This window comes from Pleomorphomonas diazotrophica (assembly GCF_002844595.1).
Classification (GTDB): domain Bacteria; phylum Pseudomonadota; class Alphaproteobacteria; order Rhizobiales; family Pleomorphomonadaceae; genus Pleomorphomonas; species Pleomorphomonas diazotrophica.
In genome coordinates, this window is sequence record NZ_PJNW01000009.1 from 31,346 (window position 1) to 53,787 (window position 22,442).

The 22,442-nt window shown below is 66.3% G+C and carries 23 protein-coding genes; 9 read left to right on the forward strand and 14 right to left on the reverse strand.

The annotated features are described in order from the left end of the window. Positions 1 to 187 precede the first annotated feature (187 nt). A complete protein-coding gene (gene fabI / locus CXZ10_RS11670; RefSeq protein ID WP_101289455.1) occupies positions 188 to 1,006 on the reverse strand; it encodes an enoyl-ACP reductase FabI in 819 nt (272 codons plus the stop codon). Positions 1,007 to 1,157: 151 nt separating this feature from the next. Between fabI and CXZ10_RS11675 the strand changes: the two genes are divergently transcribed. After that, positions 1,158 to 2,585, forward strand: a complete 1,428-nt coding sequence (locus CXZ10_RS11675) for an FAD-binding oxidoreductase (RefSeq protein WP_101289457.1) — start codon at positions 1,158 to 1,160, stop codon at positions 2,583 to 2,585. On the opposite strand, the gene CXZ10_RS11680 is transcribed toward CXZ10_RS11675, so the two are convergent. The 5 genes from CXZ10_RS11680 to CXZ10_RS11700 form a co-directional block, all read right to left on the reverse strand. Next, positions 2,569 to 3,204 (reverse strand): hypothetical protein, encoded by a 636-nt coding sequence (locus CXZ10_RS11680; protein WP_143741522.1) that lies wholly within the window; start codon positions 3,202 to 3,204, stop codon positions 2,569 to 2,571. The genes CXZ10_RS11675 and CXZ10_RS11680 overlap by 17 nt on opposite strands. Positions 3,205 to 3,295: 91 nt before the next feature. Continuing rightward, positions 3,296 to 3,565 (reverse strand): hypothetical protein, encoded by a 270-nt coding sequence (locus CXZ10_RS11685; protein WP_244617143.1) that lies wholly within the window; start codon positions 3,563 to 3,565, stop codon positions 3,296 to 3,298. Between the two features lie 162 nt (positions 3,566 to 3,727). Then, the gene (locus tag CXZ10_RS11690; RefSeq protein ID WP_180335965.1) at positions 3,728 to 4,126 is read right to left on the reverse strand and encodes a TIGR02301 family protein; all 399 of its coding nucleotides are present in this window, start codon (positions 4,124 to 4,126) and stop codon (positions 3,728 to 3,730) included. Positions 4,127 to 4,194: 68 nt separating this feature from the next. Further along, entirely contained in the window at positions 4,195 to 4,632 is a 438-nt protein-coding gene (locus CXZ10_RS11695) for an NUDIX hydrolase (protein ID WP_180335966.1), read from the reverse strand. 4 nt (positions 4,633 to 4,636) lie between these two features. Beyond that, positions 4,637 to 5,131 carry a hypothetical protein gene (locus tag CXZ10_RS11700; RefSeq protein WP_180335967.1) on the reverse strand — a complete coding sequence of 165 codons (495 nt, stop codon included), beginning with the start codon at positions 5,129 to 5,131 and terminating at the stop codon, positions 4,637 to 4,639. A 171-nt stretch (positions 5,132 to 5,302) separates the two neighbouring features. On the opposite strand from CXZ10_RS11700, the gene CXZ10_RS11705 reads away from it, so the two are divergent. Further along, entirely contained in the window at positions 5,303 to 6,079 is a 777-nt protein-coding gene (locus CXZ10_RS11705; protein WP_101289466.1) for an SOS response-associated peptidase, read from the forward strand. A gap of 3 nt (positions 6,080 to 6,082) precedes the next feature. On the opposite strand, the gene purN is transcribed toward CXZ10_RS11705, so the two are convergent. After that, positions 6,083 to 6,733 carry a phosphoribosylglycinamide formyltransferase gene (gene purN / locus CXZ10_RS11710; protein ID WP_101289469.1) on the reverse strand — a complete coding sequence of 217 codons (651 nt, stop codon included), beginning with the start codon at positions 6,731 to 6,733 and terminating at the stop codon, positions 6,083 to 6,085. 24 nt (positions 6,734 to 6,757) lie between these two features. Further along, on the reverse strand, positions 6,758 to 7,822 hold the full coding sequence (gene purM / locus CXZ10_RS11715) for a phosphoribosylformylglycinamidine cyclo-ligase (protein ID WP_101289471.1): 1,065 nt from the start codon (positions 7,820 to 7,822) through the stop codon (positions 6,758 to 6,760). 185 nt (positions 7,823 to 8,007) lie between these two features. Between purM and CXZ10_RS11720 the strand changes: the two genes are divergently transcribed. The 5 genes from CXZ10_RS11720 to CXZ10_RS11740 all read left to right on the forward strand — a co-directional run bounded on the left by CXZ10_RS11720 (position 8,008) and on the right by CXZ10_RS11740 (position 14,224). Next, entirely contained in the window at positions 8,008 to 8,553 is a 546-nt protein-coding gene (locus CXZ10_RS11720) for a CDP-alcohol phosphatidyltransferase family protein (RefSeq protein ID WP_101289474.1), read from the forward strand. Continuing rightward, positions 8,550 to 9,671 (forward strand): AI-2E family transporter, encoded by a 1,122-nt coding sequence (locus CXZ10_RS11725; protein ID WP_101289476.1) that lies wholly within the window; start codon positions 8,550 to 8,552, stop codon positions 9,669 to 9,671. The genes CXZ10_RS11720 and CXZ10_RS11725 overlap by 4 nt, the downstream gene beginning before the upstream one ends. Then, on the forward strand, positions 9,668 to 10,351 hold the full coding sequence (locus CXZ10_RS11730) for an HdaA/DnaA family protein (RefSeq protein WP_101289478.1): 684 nt from the start codon (positions 9,668 to 9,670) through the stop codon (positions 10,349 to 10,351). The genes CXZ10_RS11725 and CXZ10_RS11730 overlap by 4 nt, the downstream gene beginning before the upstream one ends. A 161-nt stretch (positions 10,352 to 10,512) precedes the next feature. Beyond that, positions 10,513 to 12,720 (forward strand): RNA degradosome polyphosphate kinase, encoded by a 2,208-nt coding sequence (locus CXZ10_RS11735; protein ID WP_101289788.1) that lies wholly within the window; start codon positions 10,513 to 10,515, stop codon positions 12,718 to 12,720. Further along, positions 12,662 to 14,224 (forward strand): Ppx/GppA family phosphatase, encoded by a 1,563-nt coding sequence (locus CXZ10_RS11740; RefSeq protein WP_280178918.1) that lies wholly within the window; start codon positions 12,662 to 12,664, stop codon positions 14,222 to 14,224. Before CXZ10_RS11735 ends, CXZ10_RS11740 begins: the two co-directional genes overlap by 59 nt. Positions 14,225 to 14,284: 60 nt before the next feature. Here CXZ10_RS11740 and rnd read toward each other — a convergent pair whose 3' ends face one another. After that, positions 14,285 to 15,433 (reverse strand): ribonuclease D, encoded by a 1,149-nt coding sequence (gene rnd, locus CXZ10_RS11745; RefSeq protein ID WP_101289482.1) that lies wholly within the window; start codon positions 15,431 to 15,433, stop codon positions 14,285 to 14,287. 75 nt (positions 15,434 to 15,508) lie between these two features. After that, positions 15,509 to 16,948, reverse strand: a complete 1,440-nt coding sequence (locus CXZ10_RS11750; protein WP_101289484.1) for a cryptochrome/photolyase family protein — start codon at positions 16,946 to 16,948, stop codon at positions 15,509 to 15,511. Between the two features lie 124 nt (positions 16,949 to 17,072). On the opposite strand from CXZ10_RS11750, the gene CXZ10_RS11755 reads away from it, so the two are divergent. Further along, the gene (locus CXZ10_RS11755) at positions 17,073 to 18,458 is read left to right on the forward strand and encodes an L-serine ammonia-lyase (RefSeq protein ID WP_244617155.1); all 1,386 of its coding nucleotides are present in this window, start codon (positions 17,073 to 17,075) and stop codon (positions 18,456 to 18,458) included. Between the two features lie 63 nt (positions 18,459 to 18,521). Here CXZ10_RS11755 and CXZ10_RS11760 read toward each other — a convergent pair whose 3' ends face one another. Continuing rightward, positions 18,522 to 18,974: a MarR family winged helix-turn-helix transcriptional regulator gene (locus CXZ10_RS11760; RefSeq protein ID WP_244617144.1), complete on the reverse strand. Its 453-nt coding sequence runs from the start codon at positions 18,972 to 18,974 to the stop codon at positions 18,522 to 18,524. A 103-nt stretch (positions 18,975 to 19,077) separates the two neighbouring features. Between CXZ10_RS11760 and CXZ10_RS11765 the strand changes: the two genes are divergently transcribed. Further along, complete coding sequence (locus CXZ10_RS11765; protein WP_101289488.1) at positions 19,078 to 20,022, forward strand: quinone oxidoreductase family protein; 945 nt, start codon at positions 19,078 to 19,080, stop codon at positions 20,020 to 20,022. Here the strand turns inward: CXZ10_RS11765 and CXZ10_RS11770 are convergent. From CXZ10_RS11770 to CXZ10_RS11780, 3 genes are read right to left on the reverse strand one after another with little or no spacing between them, the layout of a single operon-like run. Beyond that, complete coding sequence (locus CXZ10_RS11770) at positions 20,012 to 21,262, reverse strand: FtsX-like permease family protein (RefSeq protein WP_101289490.1); 1,251 nt, start codon at positions 21,260 to 21,262, stop codon at positions 20,012 to 20,014. The two genes, CXZ10_RS11765 and CXZ10_RS11770, sit on opposite strands and share 11 nt — an antisense overlap. Then, on the reverse strand, positions 21,259 to 21,945 hold the full coding sequence (locus tag CXZ10_RS11775; protein WP_101289492.1) for an ABC transporter ATP-binding protein: 687 nt from the start codon (positions 21,943 to 21,945) through the stop codon (positions 21,259 to 21,261). Before CXZ10_RS11775 ends, CXZ10_RS11770 begins: the two co-directional genes overlap by 4 nt. A 3-nt stretch (positions 21,946 to 21,948) precedes the next feature. Then, positions 21,949 to 22,398 carry a hypothetical protein gene (locus CXZ10_RS11780; protein WP_101289494.1) on the reverse strand — a complete coding sequence of 150 codons (450 nt, stop codon included), beginning with the start codon at positions 22,396 to 22,398 and terminating at the stop codon, positions 21,949 to 21,951. Positions 22,399 to 22,442: the final 44 nt, after the last annotated feature.

Consider the following 22,442-nt stretch of genomic DNA (forward strand, 5'->3'; position numbering starts at 1 on the left):
AGGTCTCGATGCCGTGTAACGGAAGCGATCGACGGGAACTTCACCATGGCTTGCGCCGGCGGGCGGCAGGGGTCCCTCACCCAGGGCGGTCATCTAGGAGCAGCGGTCCGACTTGTCAAGGTGGCGGCCCCCGAACGCCAAAAGGCCGGGCTTTCGGCCCGGCCTCTTTGATCTGAGTTCGGCCTGCTCAGTCCTTGACGACCGAAATGTCCGGCGCGTCCACCGCCTTCATGCCGACGGTGTGATAGCCGCTGTCGACATGCAGCACCTCGCCGGTGACGGCGCGGCTGAGATCGGACAGGAGATAGAGCGAGCTGTCACCCACCTCTTCGATGGTGACGGTACGGCGCAGCGGCGCGTTATACTCGTTCCACTTCAGGATGTAGCGGAAGTCACCGATGCCCGAGGCAGCCAGCGTCTTGATCGGACCGGCCGAAAGGGCGTTGACGCGGATGTTCTGCGGGCCGAGGTCGACGGCGAGATACTTGACCGACGCTTCCAGCGCCGCCTTGGCGACGCCCATCACGTTGTAGTTGGGCATGACCTTCTCGGCGCCGTAATAGGTCAGCGTCAGCATCGAGCCGCCGTCGGTCATCAGCTTCTCGGCGCGCCGGGCGACGGCCGTGAAGGAATAGACCGAGATCAGCATGGTCTTCTGGAAATTGCCTTCGGTGGTGTCGACGTAGCGGCCGGTCAGTTCGTCCTTGTCCGAGAAGCCGATGGCATGCACCAGGAAGTCGATCTTACCCCATTTCTCGGCAAGCGTCGCGAAGACGGCGTCGATGGTGTCGGCCTCGGCCACGTCGCAATGGCCCACCACCAGCGCGCCGAGCTCGGCGGCTAGCGGTTCGACACGCTTCCTCAGCGCATCTCCCTGATAGGTCAACGCGATCTCGGCTCCGGCGGCGTGGAGCGACTTGGCAATTCCCCAGGCGATGGAACGGTTGTTGGCCAATCCCATGATCAGGCCACGCTTGCCCGCCATCAGCCCCACAGCACCTGCCATTTTGTAACCCCGCCTAATCAAATTCGGATGTCGTGCTCGTATGACACAAGCATTATGACAATAGCAAGTCGCGGAGCGGCGCGTCGGACACCCCCTTCGTGACCGCCGCCGGCCCTCGACGGCAGGGGGTGAGGGCTGTAGGTTCCGCCGCATGAAAAGCTCGTCGACGTCCGATCTTCTCTCTCGCTTCGCCGCCCTGGTCGGCCCCGGCCACGCACTCGTGGAGGAGGCCGACAAGGCACGCTACCTTGTGGAGTGGCGCGACCTCTACAGGGGTGAAACGCCGCTCGTCCTGCGGCCGGCCAATACGGCCGAAGTCGCTGCGATCCTGCGCCTCGCCCACGAGACGAGGACGGCTATCGTGCCTCAGGGGGGCAATACCGGCCTTGTCGGCGGGCAAGTCCCCATCCCCGGACAACACGAAATTGTCGTGTCGCTGGAACGGCTTGACAAGGTGCGGTCGATCGACCCGCTGGGGAACAGCATGATCGTCGAGGCGGGTATGCCACTGGCCTCCGTGCATGCGGCGGCCGAGGCGGCGGACCGCATGTTCCCGCTGACGCTCGCTTCGCTTGGCTCATGCCAGATCGGCGGCAACATCGCCACCAACGCTGGAGGCACCGCCGTTCTCGCCTATGGCAATGCGCGCAACCTCGTGCTCGGGCTTGAGGTGGTGCTGGCCGACGGTCGCATCTGGAACGGCCTCAGACAGCTGGGCAAAGACAATGCCGGTTATGATCTGAAACAATTGTTTATCGGTTCGGAAGGCACGTTGGGTATCATCACGGCCGCCGCGCTCCGGCTCCGCCATCGCCCGCGCGGGGTGGCCGCAGCCTTCGTGTCGGTCGGGTCGCCGGCGGCGGCGCTCGGCCTGTTCGCCCGCGCCCAGGCGGCGGCGGGCTTTGGCCTCACCGGCTTCGAGCTGATGTCGGGCCTCGCCATGGAGTTCGCCCTGCGCCATATCCCCGGCGCCCGCCTGCCAACCGCTCCGGCGCCCTGGTACGTGCTGATCGAGGTGAGTTCGAGCCTGTCCGGCAGCGAGGCCGATGCGACGGTTCTCGACATTCTCACGGGCGCCACGGCGGCCGGAGAGGCGCTGGAGGCGGCCGTGGCGCAGTCGTTCACCCAGATCGACGATTTCTGGCGCCTTCGCCACGGCATGAGCGAGGTGCAGAAGCACGAGGGTGGGTCGATCAAGCACGACGTGTCCGTCCCGATCGGCGACTTGCCCGCTTTTCTCGAAGAGGCGATGGCTGCCGTGGAGGCGGCGTTTCCCGGTTGCCGGCCGGTGCCCTTTGGGCACATGGGCGACGGCAACATCCATTTCAACGTCAGTCAGCCCGTGGGCGGCGACCGTCAGGCCTTCCTCGCCCGCTGGAACGAGATGAATGCCGTCGTGCATGGCGTGGTGCGCAAGTATGACGGCTCGGTGGCCGCCGAGCACGGGATCGGCCGACTCAAGGTCGACCTGCTGGCCGAGGTGAAGCCGCCGCTCGACCTGGAGTTGATGGGGCGGCTGAAGGCTGCATTCGATCCTCTGGGCATCCTCAACCCAGGCAGGGTCATTCGCCGGCCATGAACAACAGCCAGCGCCCGTCGGCGGCGATTTCGAGGCGATAGAACTCGTAGGAGCCGACCGCCCGCATTTCCTCCATGTCGCCGGCGGTCAGCACGCGATAGGCCTCGACAAGCTGGCGGCGGTCGAGGGCATTGGGCGGCAGCTCGGCGAAATAGGGCCAGATGTAGCGGACTTGTGGCGTCCCCCCGCCCTTCACCACCCATCCAGCGTCGAGCACGTCGAGCAGGATGGCCAGCACCTCGAGCCCGGCGGTATCGCCGGAGGCCGCCTTCAGAATGTCGATCGGGTCGCCCTCGCCGGTCGGCGAGAATACCGGCGGCGGACTGGAAAGGCCGATCACCGCCCGCATCTGCGTCTCGTCGCCCGACCGGGCGGCGGCAATGATCTTCTCGCGCATGGAGGCCACGGCCGGCGGCAGCGTCGAGAGATCGTAATGCACCTCGGGAATGGCGTTGGCCGGCTCCTCGCCCGAAGGGTTCGCCGGGTCGGCCTCGGGCGGCGCGCCCAGCTCATCACCGCCGGGAATGCTGAAGCCGAAGCCATTGCCGCCCGTCGAGCGGTCCGTTTCTGGAGAGGACTGGAGCCCGAAGGCTGAGGCTGTCGGGACGGCGTACAACAACAGGCCCGCCGTGATCGCCGCTGCGAACAAAGGCGCTCCGATTGAAATCCGCATGTCTTCCCCCGACCTCGCGCGGCGGTCCCGTCCCGCCTTACTGCAGGGTGCGCAGCAGCGTGTAGCCGCCCGAGGAGATCTTCTCCGGAAGCTCGGCAACCAGCCGGGCAACGCTTTCCTCGCCGAAACACTCGACGAGTGTCGTCAGGGCGGCAAAGAGGGCGGCATGGGCAACCGCGTCGACGGGAATGCCGTCATCGTCGGCATCGTCGAAAGCGCGCTCCATGTGCGACATGGCCCGATGCTTGAAATTGTCGCTTACCGTCGCCTCGACCGGCTCCAGCAGCTCGTCCCGCATATCCGACATCGGCCCCATCCGCACCTTCGGGAATCGGCTTGCAGCACGAGAGGCCGCCAGCGATCCGCATCATCAACGAGGTCACACTATCATCGTTCGGCCAAGACGCAACGCCAACCGTTAAAGAGCGTTAACGAGTTTGAAGAACTGCGGTTAACGGATTGGTAACCATCAGCGGGCGGGCGGAAGCGGCGAATCGCCGGTCCGGCCAAAGCGTTGGTCGAGTCGATCGGAGAGCTGGGCCCCCTCAGCAAAATAGCGCTGGAGCACGCCGCGTGCCGACGCAGTACAGGTTCTGTGGGCAATCGAGAAGGTTCGTTGACCGCGATTGAAGGCTTCGACATAGGGACGGCGCGCCGGCCCCTCGAGGCCCTGGGCGTCGAGGAGGGCGGCCATCTTGGCGCGCCAGTCGGCGGCGGTGGGGCTGCCGCACAAACTGTCGAGATAGGCGGCCGCACCGAGCACTTCAGACAGGCGAAGCACATCGGCCTGATAGGGTGGGGCCGCGTCGGCGGCAAAAAGCGGCGTCGCCGAGGCAAGCGTCACGAACACGGCCAGACTCTTCAGCAAAAGACGCTCCCTGTCGCCTCGAACCTTCCGACATTGTGGACCGTCCGCCCGGACAGGGCAAGGATGCCTCACCCCTCGGCGAGGGCCTTGGTGCGATCGATGAATTCGGCGAGCTTGGGCGTGAGGCTGAGGCCGCCGAGCTCGCTCATAGGGACGAAGCGGGCAGAGAGCGCATCGGAGGCGGCCACCGGTTCGGCGTTGGCGGCTGCCGTCGCCGCGAACACGATCAGCACGTAATGGCGGAAGGTGTCGCCATCCCCGCCTGTGAGAATCACTTCATGAACCAGCGGAACGCCAGCGATGGTGATCCTGAGGCCGGTCTCCTCGAACACCTCGCGACGAGCGGCATCCTCAAGGCCCTCGCCCCATTCGAGATGGCCGCCGGGAAAGCTCCAGAGGCCGCCGGACGGATCGCCGGAGCGCTCCACCAGCAGCACCTCGCCGCCGCGCCAGACGCCGACGCTGACGCCGACACGCGGCTGACGGACGATGGAGCGGGAGGGCATGGGCTCAGTCGAACAGCGCGTCGACGGCCGACTGGGCGTCGCCGGTGTCCTCGGTGACCATGGACGCCACCGGAGACCCGTTGATGAGGCCCATGGCATGGGCGAGCAGCGGCTTGATTCGCATCTCCGACAGGTCGCTCAGCGCCTCGATCGGCAGCGCGTCCATCGGCGCCTCGACGATCATCCGCTGCAAGTCGCCCATGGCGGCGTCGATCTTGGCGACGGTATCGTCGAAGGCCCGCCGACGCTCCGGATCCGAGGCTTCATAGGCGGCGATGGCGAGGTCGCGTTCCTTGAAGTGGGACTGGCGGAAATGGTCGACATAAGAGCAGGGCTGCCAGGCGACCACGTCGGGCGCGCAGTCCGGCATCATCGGCAGCATGTCGATCAGCATCACCACTTCGTTGAAATGGTTGAGATAGTCGGTCGCGAGCCATGTATCGGGATGGATGTTGGCCGCAGCGAGCCGGTCCGGAGAGAAATCGGTCTCCGGTCTCACGAGCTCGTCCGTGCCTGCCGTGCCCCCCAATTTTTCCCCCGCCAAGAGAATTTCGCTATCTGAAACATACAGCGGTCAAGGTTGCCAAATACCTTACGCCGGCATTTGTTTCGCTATAGCCGAAACTGCTACCGTTATCTTCACAAAACAGTCGGTTATCGAGGTCGACATATGTGCGGTCGCTTTGTGCTCATCGAGTCTCTCAGGATGATGCAAAACCTGTTCGGGTTTCCTCCTCCCCCAGGTTTTGACAAGCGCCTTCTCGACATGGGGCACCGCTACAATATCGCGCCGACGCAGCCCATCGCGGTTGTCGATGCCGGCCTCGACGGAACCCGGCATGCGCACCTCGTGCGTTGGGGACTCATCCCGTCCTGGACGAAGGACGCCAAGACGCAGTCGCTGCTGTTCAACGCCCGCTCGGAAACGGCTGCCGACAAGCCATCCTTCCGCAACGCGATGCGTCATCGCCGCTGCCTCGTTCCCGCCTCCGGCTTCTATGAGTGGCGGCGGATGGGAACGGCCAAGATGCCTTACTACATTCGCCCCCGCGACGGCTCGACCATGGCCTTTGCCGGCCTCTCCGAAACCTGGCTAGGCCCTGACGGCAGCGAGATCGACACCGGTGCCATCCTCACTACCGCGGCCAACAGGTTGATGTCCGTGCTGCACGACCGCATGCCCGTCATCCTTGATCCCCGGGATTGGGATGAATGGCTCGACTGCGGCAACCGCCGCCCTAGCGACGTCGCCCATCTGCTACGGCCGGCGGCCGACGAACTCCTGGAAGCCGTTCCGGTCAGCGAGCGGGCCAACAGCGTCGCCAACGATGACGAGGCGCTGATCGCGCCGCTCGCCGAACCGCTGACCGTCGACGCAGAACCCTCAGAGACACAGACCGGTCCGGCTCCGGACGACGAACCGCCGGCGCAAGGCAATCTGTTCTGACCGTTACCGCGCAGAGAAAAGCCGGGCCGTCTCGTCGACGGCATCCGCCGCGATGTCCACGGTCTCGCCGTTGACTGTTGCCTTGCCTTCGGCGATCAGCCGCAGGGCCAGCGGATAGAGCCGGTGCTCGGCCGTCAGCAGGCGGGCGGCAAGACTATCCGGCGTGTCGCCGGAGAGCACCGGTATCGCCGCTTGGGCGACGATCGGCCCGACATCCATCTCGGCTCGCACGAAATGCACCGTGCAACCGGTCAGCTTGACGCCGTCCGCCAGCGCCCGCTCGTGGGTATGCAGCCCCTTGTAGGAGGGCAGCAGAGACGGATGGATGTTGATCAGCCGGTTGTGCCAGCGCTCGATGAAGGCGGGCGAGACGATGCGCATGAAGCCGGCGAGGCAGACGAAGTCAACGGCGTGGGCGACGAGCGCCTCGGTCACCGCCGCCTCGAACTCGGCCTTTGAAGTATACGCCTTGTGATCGATCAGCAGGGCGGGAATGCCGCGCTCGCGGGCGAACTCGAGCCCCTTGGCGTCAGGCCGGTTGGAGAGGACGCAGCAAACCTCGGCCGGAAAGGCCGGGTCCCGCGCCGCCTCGACCAGCGCCGCCATGTTGGACCCGCGTCCCGAAATCAGAATGCCGACCTTGAGCTTGCCCATCACGCGTCCCACTCGTCCTTCTTTTCAAAGCGCCAGCGCGCCCTCGAACAGCGTGCGCGGTCCCTCGGGGTCGGCGACCATCTCGCCGAACCGGACGACGGTCTCTCCGGCCGCTGTAAGCGCGGTGGCGACGCGGTCGGCATCCTCGGGGGCAACGACGGCGATCATGCCGATACCGCAGTTGAAGGTGCGAACCAGCTCCGCCTGATCGAGCCCGCCGACCTTGGCCAGCCAGCCGAACACCTTGGGTACCTTGACCGCCGAAAGGTCGACGCGCGCCGACAGCCCCTCCGGCAGGACGCGCGGAATGTTATCGACGAAGCCGCCGCCGGTGATATGGGCCAGCGCCTTGATGGCGCCGGTCTCCTTCTGGACGGTGAGGATCGGCTTCACATAGATGCGGGTCGGCACCGTCAGCGCCGCGCCGAGCGTCTCGTCCGCCGAGAAGGGCGAAGGATCGGCATAGGAGAGGCCGGACAGCTCGACGATCTTCCGGACCAGCGAGAAGCCGTTGGAATGAACGCCGGAGGACGCGATGCCCAAGATGACGTCGCCCGCCTGCACGGTGTTGCGGGGCAGCACGCCGTCGCGCTCCACGGCGCCGACGGCAAAGCCGGCGAGGTCATAGTCGCCGTCCTTGTACATGCCGGGCATCTCCGCCGTTTCGCCGCCGATCAGCGCGCAGCCGGCCATCTTGCATCCCTCGGCGATGCCGGCCACCACTTCGGTCGCGGTATCGACCGAAAGACGGCCGGTGGCGAAGTAATCGAGGAAGAACAGCGGCTCGGCGCCCTGGACCACCAGGTCGTTGACGCTCATCGCCACGAGGTCGATGCCGACGAAGCCGTGGATGCCTGCCTCGATCGCCACGGCCAGCTTGGTGCCGACGCCGTCGTTGGCCGCCACAAGCACCGGGTCGCGGAATTTGCAGGCGGCAAGGTCGAACAGGCCGCCGAAGCCGCCGATATCGGCATCGGCGCCAATTCGCCGCGTCGCCTTGACCAGCGGCTTGATGCGGTCGACGAGAGCGTTTCCGGCGTCGATGTCGACGCCAGCATCGCGATAGGTGAGCCCGTTCTTGCCGTTCATGGAGCCACGCGCCTCCGCTTCATTGGATATCCGGCAAGAAGCCGAAACGGCGCAAAATGACAAGTCCAAACTGCGCCTTTCCCGCCTCTCATGACCTGAAAACCGCAGACTTGGCCGGAGGTCGGTCTTGGAAAGCGCAGCGACGATGCTCAAATGATCGGGACGATCTTCAGCCGGGGACGCTCTTGACCATACCCAATCTCATTACGCTGGCCCGCCTGGTTGCTGTTCCCGCTGTGATCCTGCTACTGCTCGACGGTGATTTCGGCTGGGCCTTCGCCGTCTTTGTGATTGCCGGCATTTCCGACGGTGTCGATGGCGCCATCGCCCGTCACGTGCCGGGGCAGGCGAGCGAGCTCGGCCGCCTACTCGATCCGGTGGCCGACAAGGCGTTGCTGGTGTCCATCTTCGTGGTGTTGGCGGCCACCGGTCATGCGCCGATGTGGCTCACCGTGCTTGTCGTCAGCCGCGACGTGCTGATCGTCGGCGGCGTCATTCTCTCCTGGCTGGCCTCCAAGCCGGTGCCGATCGTGCCGCTCTTGATCTCTAAGGCCAACACGGCGGCTCAGATCCTCTATGCCGCCCTGTTGCTCGGTGCGCTCGGCCTGGCATGGCAGTTGGAGCCGCTTGTGGATATCATGGGCTGGCTCGTGGCGGCCTTGACCCTTGTCTCGGCTGCCGCCTACGTCAGGGGCTGGCTTGCATTCATGCAAGGTGAGGGTGGCGCGTGAAGCTCAGGAATACGGTTCTCTTCTGGACGGGCGCGGCCTTGGCCTTCGGCCTGCTGCTTTATGTCTTCTCCTCGATCCTGCTGCCGTTTGTCGCGGGCATGGCGCTCGCCTATCTGCTCGATCCGGTTGCCGACCGTCTGGAACGCCTCGGTCTATCGCGAACGCTGGCCACGGCGCTGATCCTCGTCCTGTTCGTCCTCCTGGCGCTGCTGGCGCTGATGATCATCGTCCCCGTTCTGGGCAGCCAGCTTCAGGGCCTGATCACCAACATGCCGGCCTATCTCGACGCCGCCCAGCGCTGGTTGAGCCACGAGGCGGGAACGCGCCTGTTCCGGGCGTTGCGCATCTCGGCGACTGACATCCGCGGCTCGCTCGGCGCTCTCTTCAGCAACGGCTCGGCGATCATGACCACGCTGCTGTCGTCGGTGTGGAACGGCGGCCAGACCCTGATTTCCATCATTTCGCTTCTGGTGGTCACGCCGGTCGTTGCCTTCTACATGCTGCTCGACTGGGATCGCATGGTCGCAACCGTTGACGACAACCTGCCGCGCCATCACCGCGAGACGATCCGGGCTCTGGCGCGGGAGATGAACGCCGGCGTCGCCAACTTCGTGCGCGGGCAGGTGTCGGTGTCGGCCTTGCTCGGCCTTTTCTATGCGGTGTCACTGTCGCTGGCCGGTCTGTCCTTCGGCCTGCTGATCGGCCTTGTCGCCGGTCTCATCAGCTTCATTCCCTACCTGGGCTCGATCGTTGGCGGCGGCCTTGCCATCGGCGTGGCGCTTTATCAATTCTGGCCGGACTGGACGTGGATCGCCGTCATTGCCGGCATCTTCGCCGCCGGCCAGTTCATCGAGGGCAACATCCTCCAGCCTAAGCTGATCGGATCGTCGGTCGGTCTGCACCCGGTTTGGCTGATGTTCGCCCTGTTCGCCTTCGGCACGCTGTTCGGCTTCGTCGGCCTTCTGGTCGCCGTGCCGGCCGCCGCTTCGGTGGCCGTGCTGGTCCGCTTCGCCTTCGCAAAATACCGGGAAAGCGCCTTCTACAGCCTCGACCCTTGCAGCCCCACCCATCCCGTGGCAGGCGAGATCGTCGTTCCACCCAAGGACGCAACGCCATGAGCCGCTCCAGACCGCGCCAGTTGCCGCTCACCATGCCGCATCAGGCCGCCATGAGCCGCGAGGACTTCGTGGTCGGCGAGGGCAATCGCGAGGCGGCCGCCTTCATCGACGCCTGGCCCGACTGGCCGGCTTCGGTGGTGCTGCTGATCGGCCCGAACGGCTCGGGAAAGTCGCATCTCGTCAACATCTGGGCGACGAAGAGCCGCGCTGCCGTCGTCGCGGCCGCCGATCTCGCGTCCGCCGACCCTACGGTTCTCGTCGGTACCGGCGCCGTCGCGGTGGAGGATGCCGACGATCCGGCCCTCGACGAGAAGGCGCTGTTCCATCTGCTCAATGCGGCACGCGGCCGCGGCGCCTCGGTACTGATCACCGCCCACGCCGTGCCCTCGGTGTGGGGCGTGACGCTGCCCGATCTTCTGTCGCGTCTCCGCGCCGCCCAACCGGCCTTCCTCGGACCGCCAGATGACGCCTTGCTGGAAAAGGTGATTATCAAGCTGCTCGCCGACCGTCAGCTTGCCATCGATGCCGGCGTGCTCGACTATATCCTGCTGCGCATGGAGCGGTCCTGTGCCGCCGCCTGCGAACTCGTCGAGGCGCTCGACCGGGAATCGCTGGCCCGCGGCCGCCGCATCACCAAGGCGATCGCCGCCGAGGTGCTGGCGCCCGAGGGTGAAGCGTGAGCTCCACTTGCGCCGTCACGAAGGCGTCATCGAGATCGCCTGAGGCCGTAGACAAACTGTCACATAGCTGGTGCATGGATCAGGACCGTGGGCTAGACTGACCGCCGGTGGTCGGTCTGCCCGGAGCCGGGGTGCAGCCCCGCGAGCGTGAGGTCGTGGAGATGAGCGAGACGGAAGCTGCCGTGAGCGAGATGATCGAGGCCGAAGCCGAGGCCCTACCGGCGATGACCCTGGACTCGCCCGAGCGGTTCGTGAACCGTGAAATCTCCTGGCTGGGCTTCAACCGCCGCGTTCTGGAAGAATCGCAGAACGCCAGCCATCCGCTCCTGGAACGGCTTCGCTTCCTGTCGATCTCGGCTGCCAATCTCGATGAGTTCTTCATGGTGCGTTTCGCCGGCATCAAGGGCCAGGTGCGCGAGCGCGTCACCACCCGATCCGATGACGGCCTGACGCCATCCGAGCAGATGGCGGTGATCTCCGAGGCTGCGGCCCGTCTCGCCGACGCCCAGCAGGCCCGCTGGCGCGACCTGCGCACCGAAATCCAGAAGGCCGGCATCCTCCTCGTCGATCCCGACAAGCTCAAGGGCGGCGACGAGGTCTGGCTCGAGGACTATTTCCTGTCGTCCATCTTCCCGGTGCTGACTCCGCTTGCCGTCGACCCGGCGCATCCCTTCCCCTTCATTCCCAACCTCGGTTTCTCGATCGTCCTCGATCTCGTCAGGGTGCGCGGCAACGAGAGCATGGTGGCCCTCATCCGAATGGCCGCCAAGATCGACCGTTTCGTTCGCCTGCCCGACGATGGCGCCCATCCCGGCGTGACGCGCTTCATCCTGCTGGAGCAGGTGGTGACGATGTTCATCGGCCGCCTGTTCCCGGGCTACACCGTGCGCGGGCAGGGCAGCTTCCGCATCCTGCGCGACAGCGACCTTGAAGTGGAAGAAGAGGCCGAGGATCTGGTTCGCCTGTTCGAGAGCGCCCTGAAACGCCGCCGCAAGGGGCTGGTCATCCGCGCCGAGTTCGAGCGCTCGACGCCGGTGGCGCTACGCCAGTTGGTCACCGAGGCTGTCGGCTGCATGCCTGACGAGGTCCAGCTCCTCGACGAGCTGCTTGCCCTCAACGATCTCAGCCAGCTCGTCAGTCTCGACCGGCCAGATCTCAAGTTCGAGCCCTACGCGCCCCGCTATCCCGAGCGCATTCGCGAGCATGCCGGCGATGCCTTCGCCGCCATTCGCCAGAAGGACCTCATCGTCCACCACCCTTACGAGTCCTTCGACGTGGTGGTGCAGTTCCTGCGGCAGGCGGCGGCCGATCCCGAGGTCGTCGCCATCAAGCAGACGCTCTACCGCACCTCCAACGACAGCCCGATCGTCCGCGCGCTGATCGAGGCGGCGGAGGCGGGCAAGTCGGTGACGGCGCTGGTCGAGCTCAAGGCGCGCTTCGACGAGGAGGCCAACATCCGCTGGGCGCGCGATCTCGAACGCGCCGGCGTGCAGGTGGTCTTCGGCTTCTTCGAGCTGAAGACCCATGCCAAGATGTCGCTGGTGGTGCGCCGTGAAGGGCAGCAGCTCACGTCCTACTGCCACCTCGGAACCGGCAACTACCATCCGATCACCGCCAAGATCTACACCGACCTCAGCTACTTCACGGCCAACAAGACCATCGCCCAGGACGTGGCGCGCATCTTCAACTTCATCACCGGCTATGCCGAGCCGCAGTCGCTCAACGCGCTGGCCATGAGCCCGCTGACGTTGAGGAAGACCATCATCGACTGCATCGGCCAGGAGATCGACCACGCGCGGGCCGGCCGCCCCGGCCAGATCTGGATGAAGATGAACTCGCTGGTCGACGCCGACATCATCGACGCGCTTTATGAGGCGAGCCAGGCCGGCGTGTCGATCGATCTGGTCGTGCGCGGCATCTGCTGCCTCAGACCGGGGATTCCCGGCTTCTCCGACAATATCCGCGTCAAGTCGATCGTCGGCCGTTTCCTGGAGCACAGCCGAATTTTCTGCTTCGGCAACGGCCAGCCATTGCCTAACCCACGCGCCACGGTCTACATCGGGTCCGCCGACATGATGCCGCGCAACCTCGACCGCCGCGTCGAGGTGCTGGTGCCCCTGACAACGGAGACCGTGCACGCCCAGGCCGTCGACCAGATCATGGTGGCCAACCTCCGCGACAACCAGCAGAGCTGGCGTTTGTTGCCGGATGGTAGCCACGAACGCATCGTGCCGGAGCCGGGCGAAGAGCCCTTCAACGCGCACCGCTACTTCATGACCCATCCATCTCTATCGGGACGTGGACACTCGCTTGAAAAAGACGCACCCAAGTCTATTGCCGGACGGAACGAAAAGCACCTGTCGATGTGAGGCCCCCGGGCGTCTGCCCGGTCATGGCCCGGTATCGGTCATCGACATCGGCTCCAACTCCGTCCGCCTTGTCGTCTACGAGCGCCTCTCGCGGGCGCCGACCATGCTGTTCAACGAAAAGATGCTGGCCGGCCTCGGCAAGGGGCTGGCGGCGACCGGCCGGATGAACCAGGAATCGGTGGATCAGGCGCTGGCCGCCATCCGCCGCTTCAAGCTCCTGGCCGAGCAGAGCGGCTCGGTGGAGACCTATATCCTGGCTACCGCCGCCGCTCGCGACGCGGCCAACGGCCCCGAGTTTCTGGCCGCCGTCGAAGAGATCTGCGGCGTCGAGGTCCATTTGCTGTCAGGCTCCGACGAGGCTCGGCTGTCGGCGCTGGGCGTCATGTCGGGCATGAACCGGCCGGAAGGCATCGTCGGCGATCTCGGCGGCGGCAGCCTGGAGCTCATCCGTATCGAGAACGGCGCGGTCGGTAACGGCCGCACCTATCCGCTCGGCGGCATCCGCCTGCTGGAAGCCTCGGAAGGCTCGATCCGCAAGGCCGAGAAGATCGTCGCCGACGCGCTTGAGCCGGCCATCGTGCAGATGCCCTGTGCCGGGCTGCCCTTCTTCGCGGTGGGTGGCACCTGGCGCTCGCTGGCGCTTCTCCACATGTACGAGACGGGCTATCCGCTGCATGTCATGCACAACTACGCGATCCCGGCCGAGGAAGCGCTGGAGTTCGCCCGGGTGGTCGCCCGCCGCGATACCGATAGCATCGACCAGATCGACGTGGTCTCAAGGTCCCGCCGGGGGCTGCTGCCCTATGGCGCCCTCGTGCTCGAACAGGTGATCCGGGCGATCCGCCCCTCGCACGTGGTGATTTCCGCTCTCGGCGTGCGCGAAGGCTATCTCTATGAGCGTCTCACCGCCGAGGAGCGCGCCAAGGACCCGCTTATCGAGGCGGCGTCCGAACTCAACTGGGTCCGCTCGCGTTCGCCGCGCCATGCCAAGGAGCTCGTCTCCTGGTCGGAAGCGGCTTTCTCGCTGCTCGGCATCGAGGAGACCGAGGACGAGAGGCGGCTGCGGACGGCGGCCTGCCTCGTCTCCGATATCGGCTGGCGCGCCCATCCTGACTATCGCGGCGAGCAGAGCCTCGGCATCCTGTCCAACGCCGCCTTCGTGGGCATTGATCACCCCGGCCGGGCCTATCTGGCGCTCGCGGTCTTCTACCGCCATGTCGGGCTGATCGATGATGCCGTGTCGCCGCGCATTCGCGAACTGGCCTCGACCCGGCTCAAGGAGCGGGCGCGGACGCTGGGTGCCGTGCTGCGCGTCGCCTATCTGGTCACAGCGTCCATGCCCGACGTGCTGCCGCGCACCAAGCTGTCGACCGACGGCGATCGGCTGGTTCTCAACCTTCCCGGCGATCTCGGCGATCTCTCGGGCGATCGGCTTCTGAAGCGTGTCGTTCAGCTCGCCAAGGTGGGCGGCCTCAAGGACGGCGTGATCCGCATCGCCGGATAATCAAGGCGCGAAGGGCACCCACCGGGGTGCCCTTTCTCTCTGGGAAAGCCGGTCGACAGCTTACCGGTCGATGGCGATGATCTTCTTGCCATCGAAGGTGATGGCGAGCCGGCCGCGCTTCAGCTTGAGGGCCAGTTCGCCGAACATCTCCCGTCGCCAGCCACGCATGGCCGGCACGTCGGCCTCGTCGGACACGGCGATGTCCTCGAGGTCGTCGGTTGTGGCGATCACCTTGGCGGCAACGCCCTCGGCTTCCGACACCAGTTTCAGGAGCACCTTCATCAGGTCGACGGCGGCGCCGGTGCCTTCCGGCATCTGGCGGTGACGCGGCAACTTCGGCCAGTCTTCCTTGGGCGTCTCAAGGGCGCGGCGCACTGCGGCGAGGATTTCCTCGCCTGAGCGCGAGCGCTCCCAGCCCTTCGGGATGGTGCGGAGCTGGCCCAGCGCCTCGGCGGTGGTCGGCGCTTGCGTGGCGACCTCATAGATGCAGTCGTCCTTGATGACGCGCGACCGCGGCACGTCGCGGCCCTGCGCCTCGCGCTCGCGCCAGGCGGCCACTTCCTTCAGAATGATCAGCTCGCGCGGCTTCTTGACGCGCATCTTGAGCCGCTGCCACGCCTCGTCGGGGTCGGTGCGGTAGGTGTCCTCGGAGGTAAGCACCCGCATTTCCTCGGCCACCCAGTCGGTGCGGCCGGCTTTCGCGAGATTGTCCCGGAGGTGGAGATAGACGTCGCGGAGATGGGTGACGTCGGCCTCTGCATAGTCGACCTGGCTTTGGCTGAGCGGCCGGCGCGACCAATCGGTGAAGCGGTTCGACTTGTCGAGCACGACGCCGGTCACCCGCGACACCAACTGGTCGTAGGAGATGGAATCGCCGAAGCCGCAGACCATCGCCGCCACCTGCGTGTCGAACAAGGGCACCGGCACGAAGCCGCCGAGGTGCCAGACGATCTCGATGTCCTGCCGGGCTGCGTGGAAGACCTTCAGCACCGCCTCATTGCGCATCAGCTCAAAGAAGGGGGCAAGGTCGAGGCCGGGCGCCAGCGCATCGACCACGAACACCTGTTCGGGACTGGCGAGCTGCACGACGCACAGCTTCGGCCAGAAGGTGCTTTCCCGGAGAAATTCGGTATCGACGGTGACGAAGTCGAAACGGGCGAGATGAGCGCAGGCCTCGGCGAGCGCGGAAGTGGTGGTGATCATCGACATGAGCACCGTCTATAGCGCAGGCCGAGTGCTTTGTCGCCCGCTCAGCCTTACGAAATGCACCCGATCCCCGAGGCATTATCGGCGCTCCGCAAAGGCGGCGAGAGCCCGTTTTCGCCCTTCGTCGTGGTCGACGATCGGCGGTGGGTAGAGGAGAGGGTCCGGGCGCAACAGCGGTGGGGCCTCCCAGGGGCGGTGCAGGAGACGATCCGGCAGCTGGGCGAGTTCCGGCACGAAGCGGCGGACGTAGCCGCCGCCAGGGTCGAACTTCTCGCCCTGTGTGATCGGGTTGAAAACGCGGAAATAGGGCGCGGCATCGGCGCCGGTTCCCGCCACCCACTGCCAGCCGAAGGGATTGGAGGCAAGGTCGGCGTCGACGAGCGTGTCCCAGAACCATTGCTCGCCCAGGCGCCAGTGGATCAGCAGATGCTTGACGAGGAAGGAGGCGGTGATCATGCGCACGCGGTTGTGCATGGAGCCGGTTTGCCAGAGTTCGCGCATACCGGCGTCAACGATGGGGTAGCCGGTATGACCTGTCGTCCAGGCGCTCAGGGCTACGGCGTCCTCTTGCCAGGCAAATCGCTCGAAGCCGGTTTGGAAGTTGCGGGTTGCGAGGTCCGGGAACACGGACAGCAGATGCCAGGCGAACTCCCGCCAGCCAACTTCGGCCAGGAACTTCTCAGCTGCCTCGACCGGTGTCGATCCGGAGTCCTGTGCCTTCATCACCTCGTGGGCAACGCGCGCGACGGCGATCTCGCCGAAGCGCAGATGCGGCGACAGACGGGATGAGGCGCCGGCGGCCGGAACGTCGCGCTCCGCGGCATAGCGGGAGAGGCCGTCGTCAAGGAAAGCGACAAGCCGCGCCTTGGCGCCGGCCTCGCCCGGCGTCCAGCTTTCGGCAAGTCCAGCCGACCAATCGGGCCGTGTGGGATGGAGGTCGAACGAAGCAAGCGGTTCGGAGGCAACCGCCGTCTTGAAGAATGCAATGGTCTCCGGTCGCCGGCGAAGCTGGGCTTTGGGCGCGAGATGCGGCCGATGTGCCCTCCAGAATGGCGTGAAGACGCGGAAGGGGCCGCCCGTCTTGGTCTGGATCGCGCCCGGCTCGAACAGCAGCCACGCCGCGTGGCTCACTACGGCGACACCTCGCTGGCGTAGCATGGCGGTCAAGGTGTCATCAACATCGCTGCCCGCTTGATCATAACGGCGGTTGAAGTGCAGGGCGGTGGCGCCGACGCTTGCGGCAACCTCGGGCAGGATGCGGCGCGGATCGCCGCGTCTCAGGATCAGCTGGCCGCCGAGGCGGTTGAGATCGCGGTCGAGAGACGCAAGGCTCTTGTCGAGCCACCAACGGCTGGCGCCGCCGAGCGGCCGTCGCTCCGTGTCCTCTTCGAGCACGAATAGACACAGCACCGGCTGGCCCGACGTGACTGCCGCGTCGAGCGCCGGGTGGTCGGCGAGCCGCAGATCATCGCGGAACCACACGATCACCGGTACCGAGCCACTTATCTCCGTGCTCATGTCACTTCCTTTTGGTCGCTCTTGCCAGCCGGCCGAAAACCACCCCATATGGCCAAGAATATCCGTGCGTCACAAGGCGCCCAACGGAGGAGATCGCCGGGCCTTGCTCTCGCCATCCGACATTCTGCCGGTCGCAGCCGATGATCGCCCGCCGGCGGCCTTCGGCGAGTTGTTCAAGATCGGCATCGGCCCGTCGTCATCGCATACCGTCGGGCCGATGCGGGCGGCGTTTGTCTTCATGCAGGATTTGCAGCCGAGACTGTCCGAGGTTGCCCGCATCACCGCTACCGCCTTTGGTTCGCTCGCCTGGACGGGCAAGGGGCACGCCACCGACAAGGCTCTGATCCTCGGCCTCGCCGGTTTTCGCCCCGACGACATCGATCCCGATCTCGCTGACGACAGGCTGGCCGACATCGTCGCGGCACGGTGCCTGACCCTTGCCGGCGGCCGGCAGATTGGCTTCGACCCCGATCGCGACATTGTCTTCGACTGTGTGGCGACCTTCGAGCGCCATCCCAACGCCATGCGGTTTGTCGCCCATGACGCGTCCGGTGCCGAGCTCCTGTCGGAAGTCTGGTATTCGGTTGGCGGTGGTTTCGTGGTGCGCGAGGGCGAGTCGGAGGGAGACGCCGGCAAGACGCCGCTGCCTTGGCGCTACGGCACCGCCGCGGAACTGCTGGCGCTGTCAGCGGCCACCGGTCGTTCCATCGCCGATATCGCTCTGGATAACGAGCGGGCGCGCAAGCCGGACGAGGATTGCCTTTCCGCTGTCGATCGCATCGCCGAGGCCATGTTCGCCTGCATTGACCGCGGGCTCGCGCGCGATGGCGAACTCACGGGCGGCCTCGGCGTGCGCCGGCGGGCGCGCCAGCTTTATGAGCGCATCCAGGCGCGCGAAGCCGGCAACGACCGTTCGCCGATGGTGGTGATGGACTACGTCTCCTGCTTTGCCATCGCCGTCAACGAGGAGAATGCCGCCGGCGGCCGCATCGTCACCGCTCCGACCAACGGCGCTGCCGGCGTGGTGCCGGCCGTGCTCCGTTACTATCGTGATTTCTGTGGCGGCGAGCCAGACGATCTGCGCCGCTTCCTGCTGACGGCCGCGGCCATCGGCGGCCTCATCAAGCGCAACGCATCGATCTCCGGCGCCGAAGTCGGCTGCCAGGGCGAGGTGGGGTCGGCGGCGGCCATGGCGGCGGCCGGCCTCTGCGCTGCGCTTGGCGGCACACCGGCTCAGGTGGAGAATGCCGCCGAGATCGCCATCGAGCATCACCTCGGCATGACCTGCGATCCGGTTGGCGGTCTCGTGCAGATCCCCTGCATCGAGCGCAACGCCTTCGGGGCCATCAAGGCCATCAACGCCGCCTCATTGGCGCTGGCCGGCGACGGCCGTCACGTCGTGAGCCTCGACGCCGCCCTCGAGACCATGCGCCAGACCGGCCTCGACATGCAGTCGAAATACAAGGAAACCTCGCTCGGCGGCCTCGCGGTCAACGTCACCGCCTGCTGATCACCGTTGGCGGGCCGGTCTGTTCCTCGAAGTCGATAGAGGGTGGTGGGTTTGCTGAACCCATCATGATTTCGGATCGGCACCAGGAATCTCTTCCATGATGGTGTCGGCGAACTTGCGCATCAGCCGCACGAGGTCGTCGAACTCTTCGCGTGTCCAGTTCCGGAGCGCCTCCCGGCCGATGCGCTCGCGCGCCGCGTCGAGCAGATCGGTTGTGGCCTTGCCTTTCTCCGTCACCACCGCCTCGTGGACCCGCCGGTCGGTGGCGCTGGGCTGCCGCATCACCAGACCGAGGCTTTCAAGCTTGGCCACCTGCCGGCTCACGGTGGTGTAGTCGCGGCCGGATCGCTCGGCGAGATCGACGACGCCGATCGGCCCGAAGCGCTCGATGCCGACCAATAGCGGAAACAGCGCCCGATCGAGTGGAATGCCGGCTTCGCTGATCAGCGCGTCGTCGCGCTGCGGCCGGTTCATGACGCCGATGATGTCGAGCAGGGCGACATGCAACTGGCGCATCTTTTCTGAATTAAGTGTATTTTGCACTCTTTTCTTGACCGCCTTCGCCGGATTGGATATATGCGCATTATACACATAACTGAAGGACGGAAGGAATACCGACATGAAGGCCGCCATCGTCCGAGCCCCTGGGGTCGCGCCCGTCTACGGTGACTTTGCCGAACCGCAGCCGACCGACGACCTGATCCGGGTGACGGTCGTTGCCGCCGCGCTCAGCCACGTGACCCGCGCCCGTGCAACTGGGCGCCATTACAGCTCGTCGGGGGACTTTCCCTTCGTCCCCGGCATCGACGGCGTCGGCCTTGCTGACGATGGCCGCCAGGTCTACTTCGCCATGCCCGAGGCACCGCACGGCGCGCTGGCCGAGCAGACCCTGGTGCGGGCCGACCGCTGCATCGACCTGCCCGACGGCCTCGACGCCACGATGGCCGCGGCGATCGCCAACCCCGGCATGTCGTCCTGGGCGGCGCTGACCGAACGGGCCAAGTTGAAGCCGGGCGAGACGGTGCTGGTCAACGGCGCGACCGGCGCCTCCGGACGCCTGGCGGTCAAGATCGCGCGGCACCTCGGCGCGGCAAGGGTGATCGCCACCGGTCGCAACGCCGCGGTGCTCGCCGAGGTCGGGGCTGACGAGGCCATTGTTCTGGAAGGCGAAGCCGACGCACTGGAGCGCCGCTTCATGGCGGTCTTTGCCGAGGGCGTCGACGTGGTGGTCGACTATCTCTGGGGCATGAGCGCCGAGCGACTGCTGATCGCCGCCGCCAAGGCCGGCCGCGACGCTGCGCCGCTCCGCTTCGTCGAAGTGGGATCGATGAGCGGCGAGACCATCACCCTGCCGAGCGCCGTGTTGCGCGCTTCGGCCATCGAGCTGATGGGCAGCGGCGTCGGCTCGGTCCCCCTCGACCGGATGATGGTGGCCGCGAGAGACCTTCTGCGCGAGGCGGTGCCGGTCGGGTTGACCATTCCCGTCCGGCAGGTGCCGCTGTGGGTCGTCGAGCAGGCTTGGGCTGCACCGGATGACGGCCGCCGTGTCGTCTTCACCCCCTGAGCGCTTCCACCGGCGACTGGCGATAGGCGAGGGCGGCCGGCAGGGCCGCCATCAACGCCGCGATGGCGAGAAACGCTACCGCCAGCATGGCATCGGCGGACGTGAACTCCACCGACAGGCGCACGCCGCTTTGGGCGGTGAACAGCCCGGCGAGGACGCTCGCCGCGCCATAGCCCAGGCCGAAGCCTGCGCCGACACCGACTGCCACGAGGAGCAACAGCTCCAGCCAGACGATGCCGAACACGGCGAGACGAGGCGCGCCGAAAGCTCTGAGAGCGCCGATCTGCTTTCGCCGCTGGGCGATATGAATGACGACGATCAGCATCAGGGCTGCGGCCACAAGCGCCTGTGCGCCGTAGGCGATATACATCAGCACGGCCCGCGCATCGCCCAGCGTCGCGTAGAGCCCGGTCAGCACCTCGGCCGGGAAGACGGCGCGCGTTCCGTCCTCGGTGCGATAGGCTTGCCGCAGCGCATAGGCATCGGCGATGGTCTTTGGCTTCACCAACACGGCCGGCAGGCCGGGCACGTCGTGGTCGAAGCGCTCGTCGAGCGGCGCGTCGGCGTCGATATGGCCGTGGTCGTGGTGGTCCTCGCCAGCCTCGTCCTCATGCTCCTCGCCTTCGTGTTGCTCCTCACCGAGACCATGGACATGCCAGACCGCCTGGATGGGCACGAGGATGGCCCGGTCCCAGGCCGTGCCTGTCGGCTGAAGCTTGCCGACCACGTGATAGGCGCTGTCCGCATGCGTCTCGCCGCCTTCGCCGGCCGTGCCGTGCATCGGGTTCACTTCGGCGCCGATCGGAAGGTCGACGCCCGAGCCGACAACCGCCTCGCCCTCATGGGCGAACATCTCGCCCGCGATGAACCCGGTCGTGGTGCCTGAGATCAGCGCCGTGGTGGTACCGACGATCGGGTAACCCTTGAAGTTGTCGCCGAAGCCGATCGGTGCCGCCCAGGCGACGCGCGGGTCGGCGACGAGCTTGGTCAGCACCTCGCCGGGCATCAGCGGCAACGCCGCTGGCTGGAGGAAGACGGACGACAGAACGAGCTGTGTTTCCGAGCCCGGCGCACCGATGATGAGATCGAACTTGTCGGCAGCACGTGCCGAACCAAGGCGCAGCGCGCGCTCCTGCAACGTCACGGCGACACCGAGCGCAGTGGCGAGCGCCACCAGCAGCACGATCACCAGCGAAGCGGCCCAGAGGCGACGCAGATCGGCAAAGACGAAGCGGATCACGGCGAAACCTCCTCGGCGGTATCGGCGACGACCTGACCGGTGGCGAGGCGGATGCGCCGGTCGAGCCGCTCGGTCAGCCGCTCGTCGTGGCTGATGACGATCAGCGTGGCGCCTTCCTGGTCGGCGAGTTCGATGAGCAGTCGGCCGACTTCGGCGCCGGCTTCCGCGTCGAGGCTGGCGGTGGGTTCGTCGGCGATGATCACGCCGGGTCGGCGCAAGAGGGCGCGCGCCACCGCGACACGCTGCATCTCGCCGCGCGACATGGTTTCGACCGGTTGGCTGGGCCGCGTCAGGCCGACGCGGGCAAGAAGCTCGTGGGCGCGGGCCTTGACCTCCGCCGTGACGGCGCGGGCGAGCCGGGCCGGCAGCAGTACGTTGTCGATGGCGGCGAGACCGGGAAACAGGTGAAACTCCTGCATGACCAGGCCGACGTTCGCGGCGCGCCAGCGGTCGCGACGGCTTTCCGACAGTGTGGTGATGTCGGTGTCGCGCCAACGGATCGCGCCGCTGTCCGGCCGCTCAAGGCCCGAGACGAGGTTGACGAAGGTGCTCTTGCCCGAACCGGATGCACCGGTGACGGCAAGCCGGCCGCCGGCCGGAATTGCCAGCTCATCGATGGAGAGCACCGGCTGGGCGAGGCCTGGGAAGGAGATGGAGACACCCGAAAGGGCAAGCGGCAGCATGGCTCACACTGTCTCGAAGGAGGAGTGGACAAGGCGCAGAAGGCTGACGAAGCCGGTCTCGGGATCGGTCCAGGAGCCGACCTCCAGCATGCCAGTCACCTCGATCAGCCTGGATGGCGGCACGAAAGTGGTCTTCTCGTCGATGTAGACGACCACGATGTTGCTCGGCCAGTCGGCGTCCGAGGAACAGAAGGGGCAGAGCGCCATCGGGATTTCGGTCAGCACGAAGAACGTCGCTTCTGCCTTGAGCGGCGGCGCCATGAAACCCCGCATCGACACCGTCTTGCCGTCGAGCGCCTTCACCTTGTCGGAAAAGGCGAGGCCGAGCACGCTGACCTTGCCGTAGAGCTCGTCGAGGGTCAGCCTATCGCCCGCCTCGGCGGCACCGACACACGAGAGGGCAGCGAGCCCGGCGAGGAAGGTCCGGCGACTGACCGCCGCTATCTGCGCCATGAAGATCTCCGCGTGCACAAAAACTGCGGGCCGGACGGCCGTCG

Coding starts and splice junctions, on each gene's coding strand:
- fabI (WP_101289455.1), bottom strand. CDS start 1,006: ATGGCAGGTGCTGTGGGGCTGATGGCGGGCAAGCGTGGCCTGATCATG.
- CXZ10_RS11675 (WP_101289457.1), top strand. CDS start 1,158: ATGAAAAGCTCGTCGACGTCCGATCTTCTCTCTCGCTTCGCCGCCCTG.
- CXZ10_RS11685 (WP_244617143.1), bottom strand. CDS start 3,565: ATGTCGGATATGCGGGACGAGCTGCTGGAGCCGGTCGAGGCGACGGTA.
- CXZ10_RS11695 (WP_180335966.1), bottom strand. CDS start 4,632: ATGCCCTCCCGCTCCATCGTCCGTCAGCCGCGTGTCGGCGTCAGCGTC.
- CXZ10_RS11705 (WP_101289466.1), top strand. CDS start 5,303: ATGTGCGGTCGCTTTGTGCTCATCGAGTCTCTCAGGATGATGCAAAAC.
- purN (WP_101289469.1), bottom strand. CDS start 6,733: ATGGGCAAGCTCAAGGTCGGCATTCTGATTTCGGGACGCGGGTCCAAC.
- purM (WP_101289471.1), bottom strand. CDS start 7,822: ATGAACGGCAAGAACGGGCTCACCTATCGCGATGCTGGCGTCGACATC.
- CXZ10_RS11730 (WP_101289478.1), top strand. CDS start 9,668: ATGAGCCGCTCCAGACCGCGCCAGTTGCCGCTCACCATGCCGCATCAG.
- CXZ10_RS11735 (WP_101289788.1), top strand. CDS start 10,513: ATGAGCGAGACGGAAGCTGCCGTGAGCGAGATGATCGAGGCCGAAGCC.
- rnd (WP_101289482.1), bottom strand. CDS start 15,433: ATGTCGATGATCACCACCACTTCCGCGCTCGCCGAGGCCTGCGCTCAT.
- CXZ10_RS11750 (WP_101289484.1), bottom strand. CDS start 16,948: ATGAGCACGGAGATAAGTGGCTCGGTACCGGTGATCGTGTGGTTCCGC.
- CXZ10_RS11760 (WP_244617144.1), bottom strand. CDS start 18,974: ATGCGCCAGTTGCATGTCGCCCTGCTCGACATCATCGGCGTCATGAAC.
- CXZ10_RS11765 (WP_101289488.1), top strand. CDS start 19,078: ATGAAGGCCGCCATCGTCCGAGCCCCTGGGGTCGCGCCCGTCTACGGT.
- CXZ10_RS11775 (WP_101289492.1), bottom strand. CDS start 21,945: ATGCTGCCGCTTGCCCTTTCGGGTGTCTCCATCTCCTTCCCAGGCCTC.
- CXZ10_RS11780 (WP_101289494.1), bottom strand. CDS start 22,398: ATGGCGCAGATAGCGGCGGTCAGTCGCCGGACCTTCCTCGCCGGGCTC.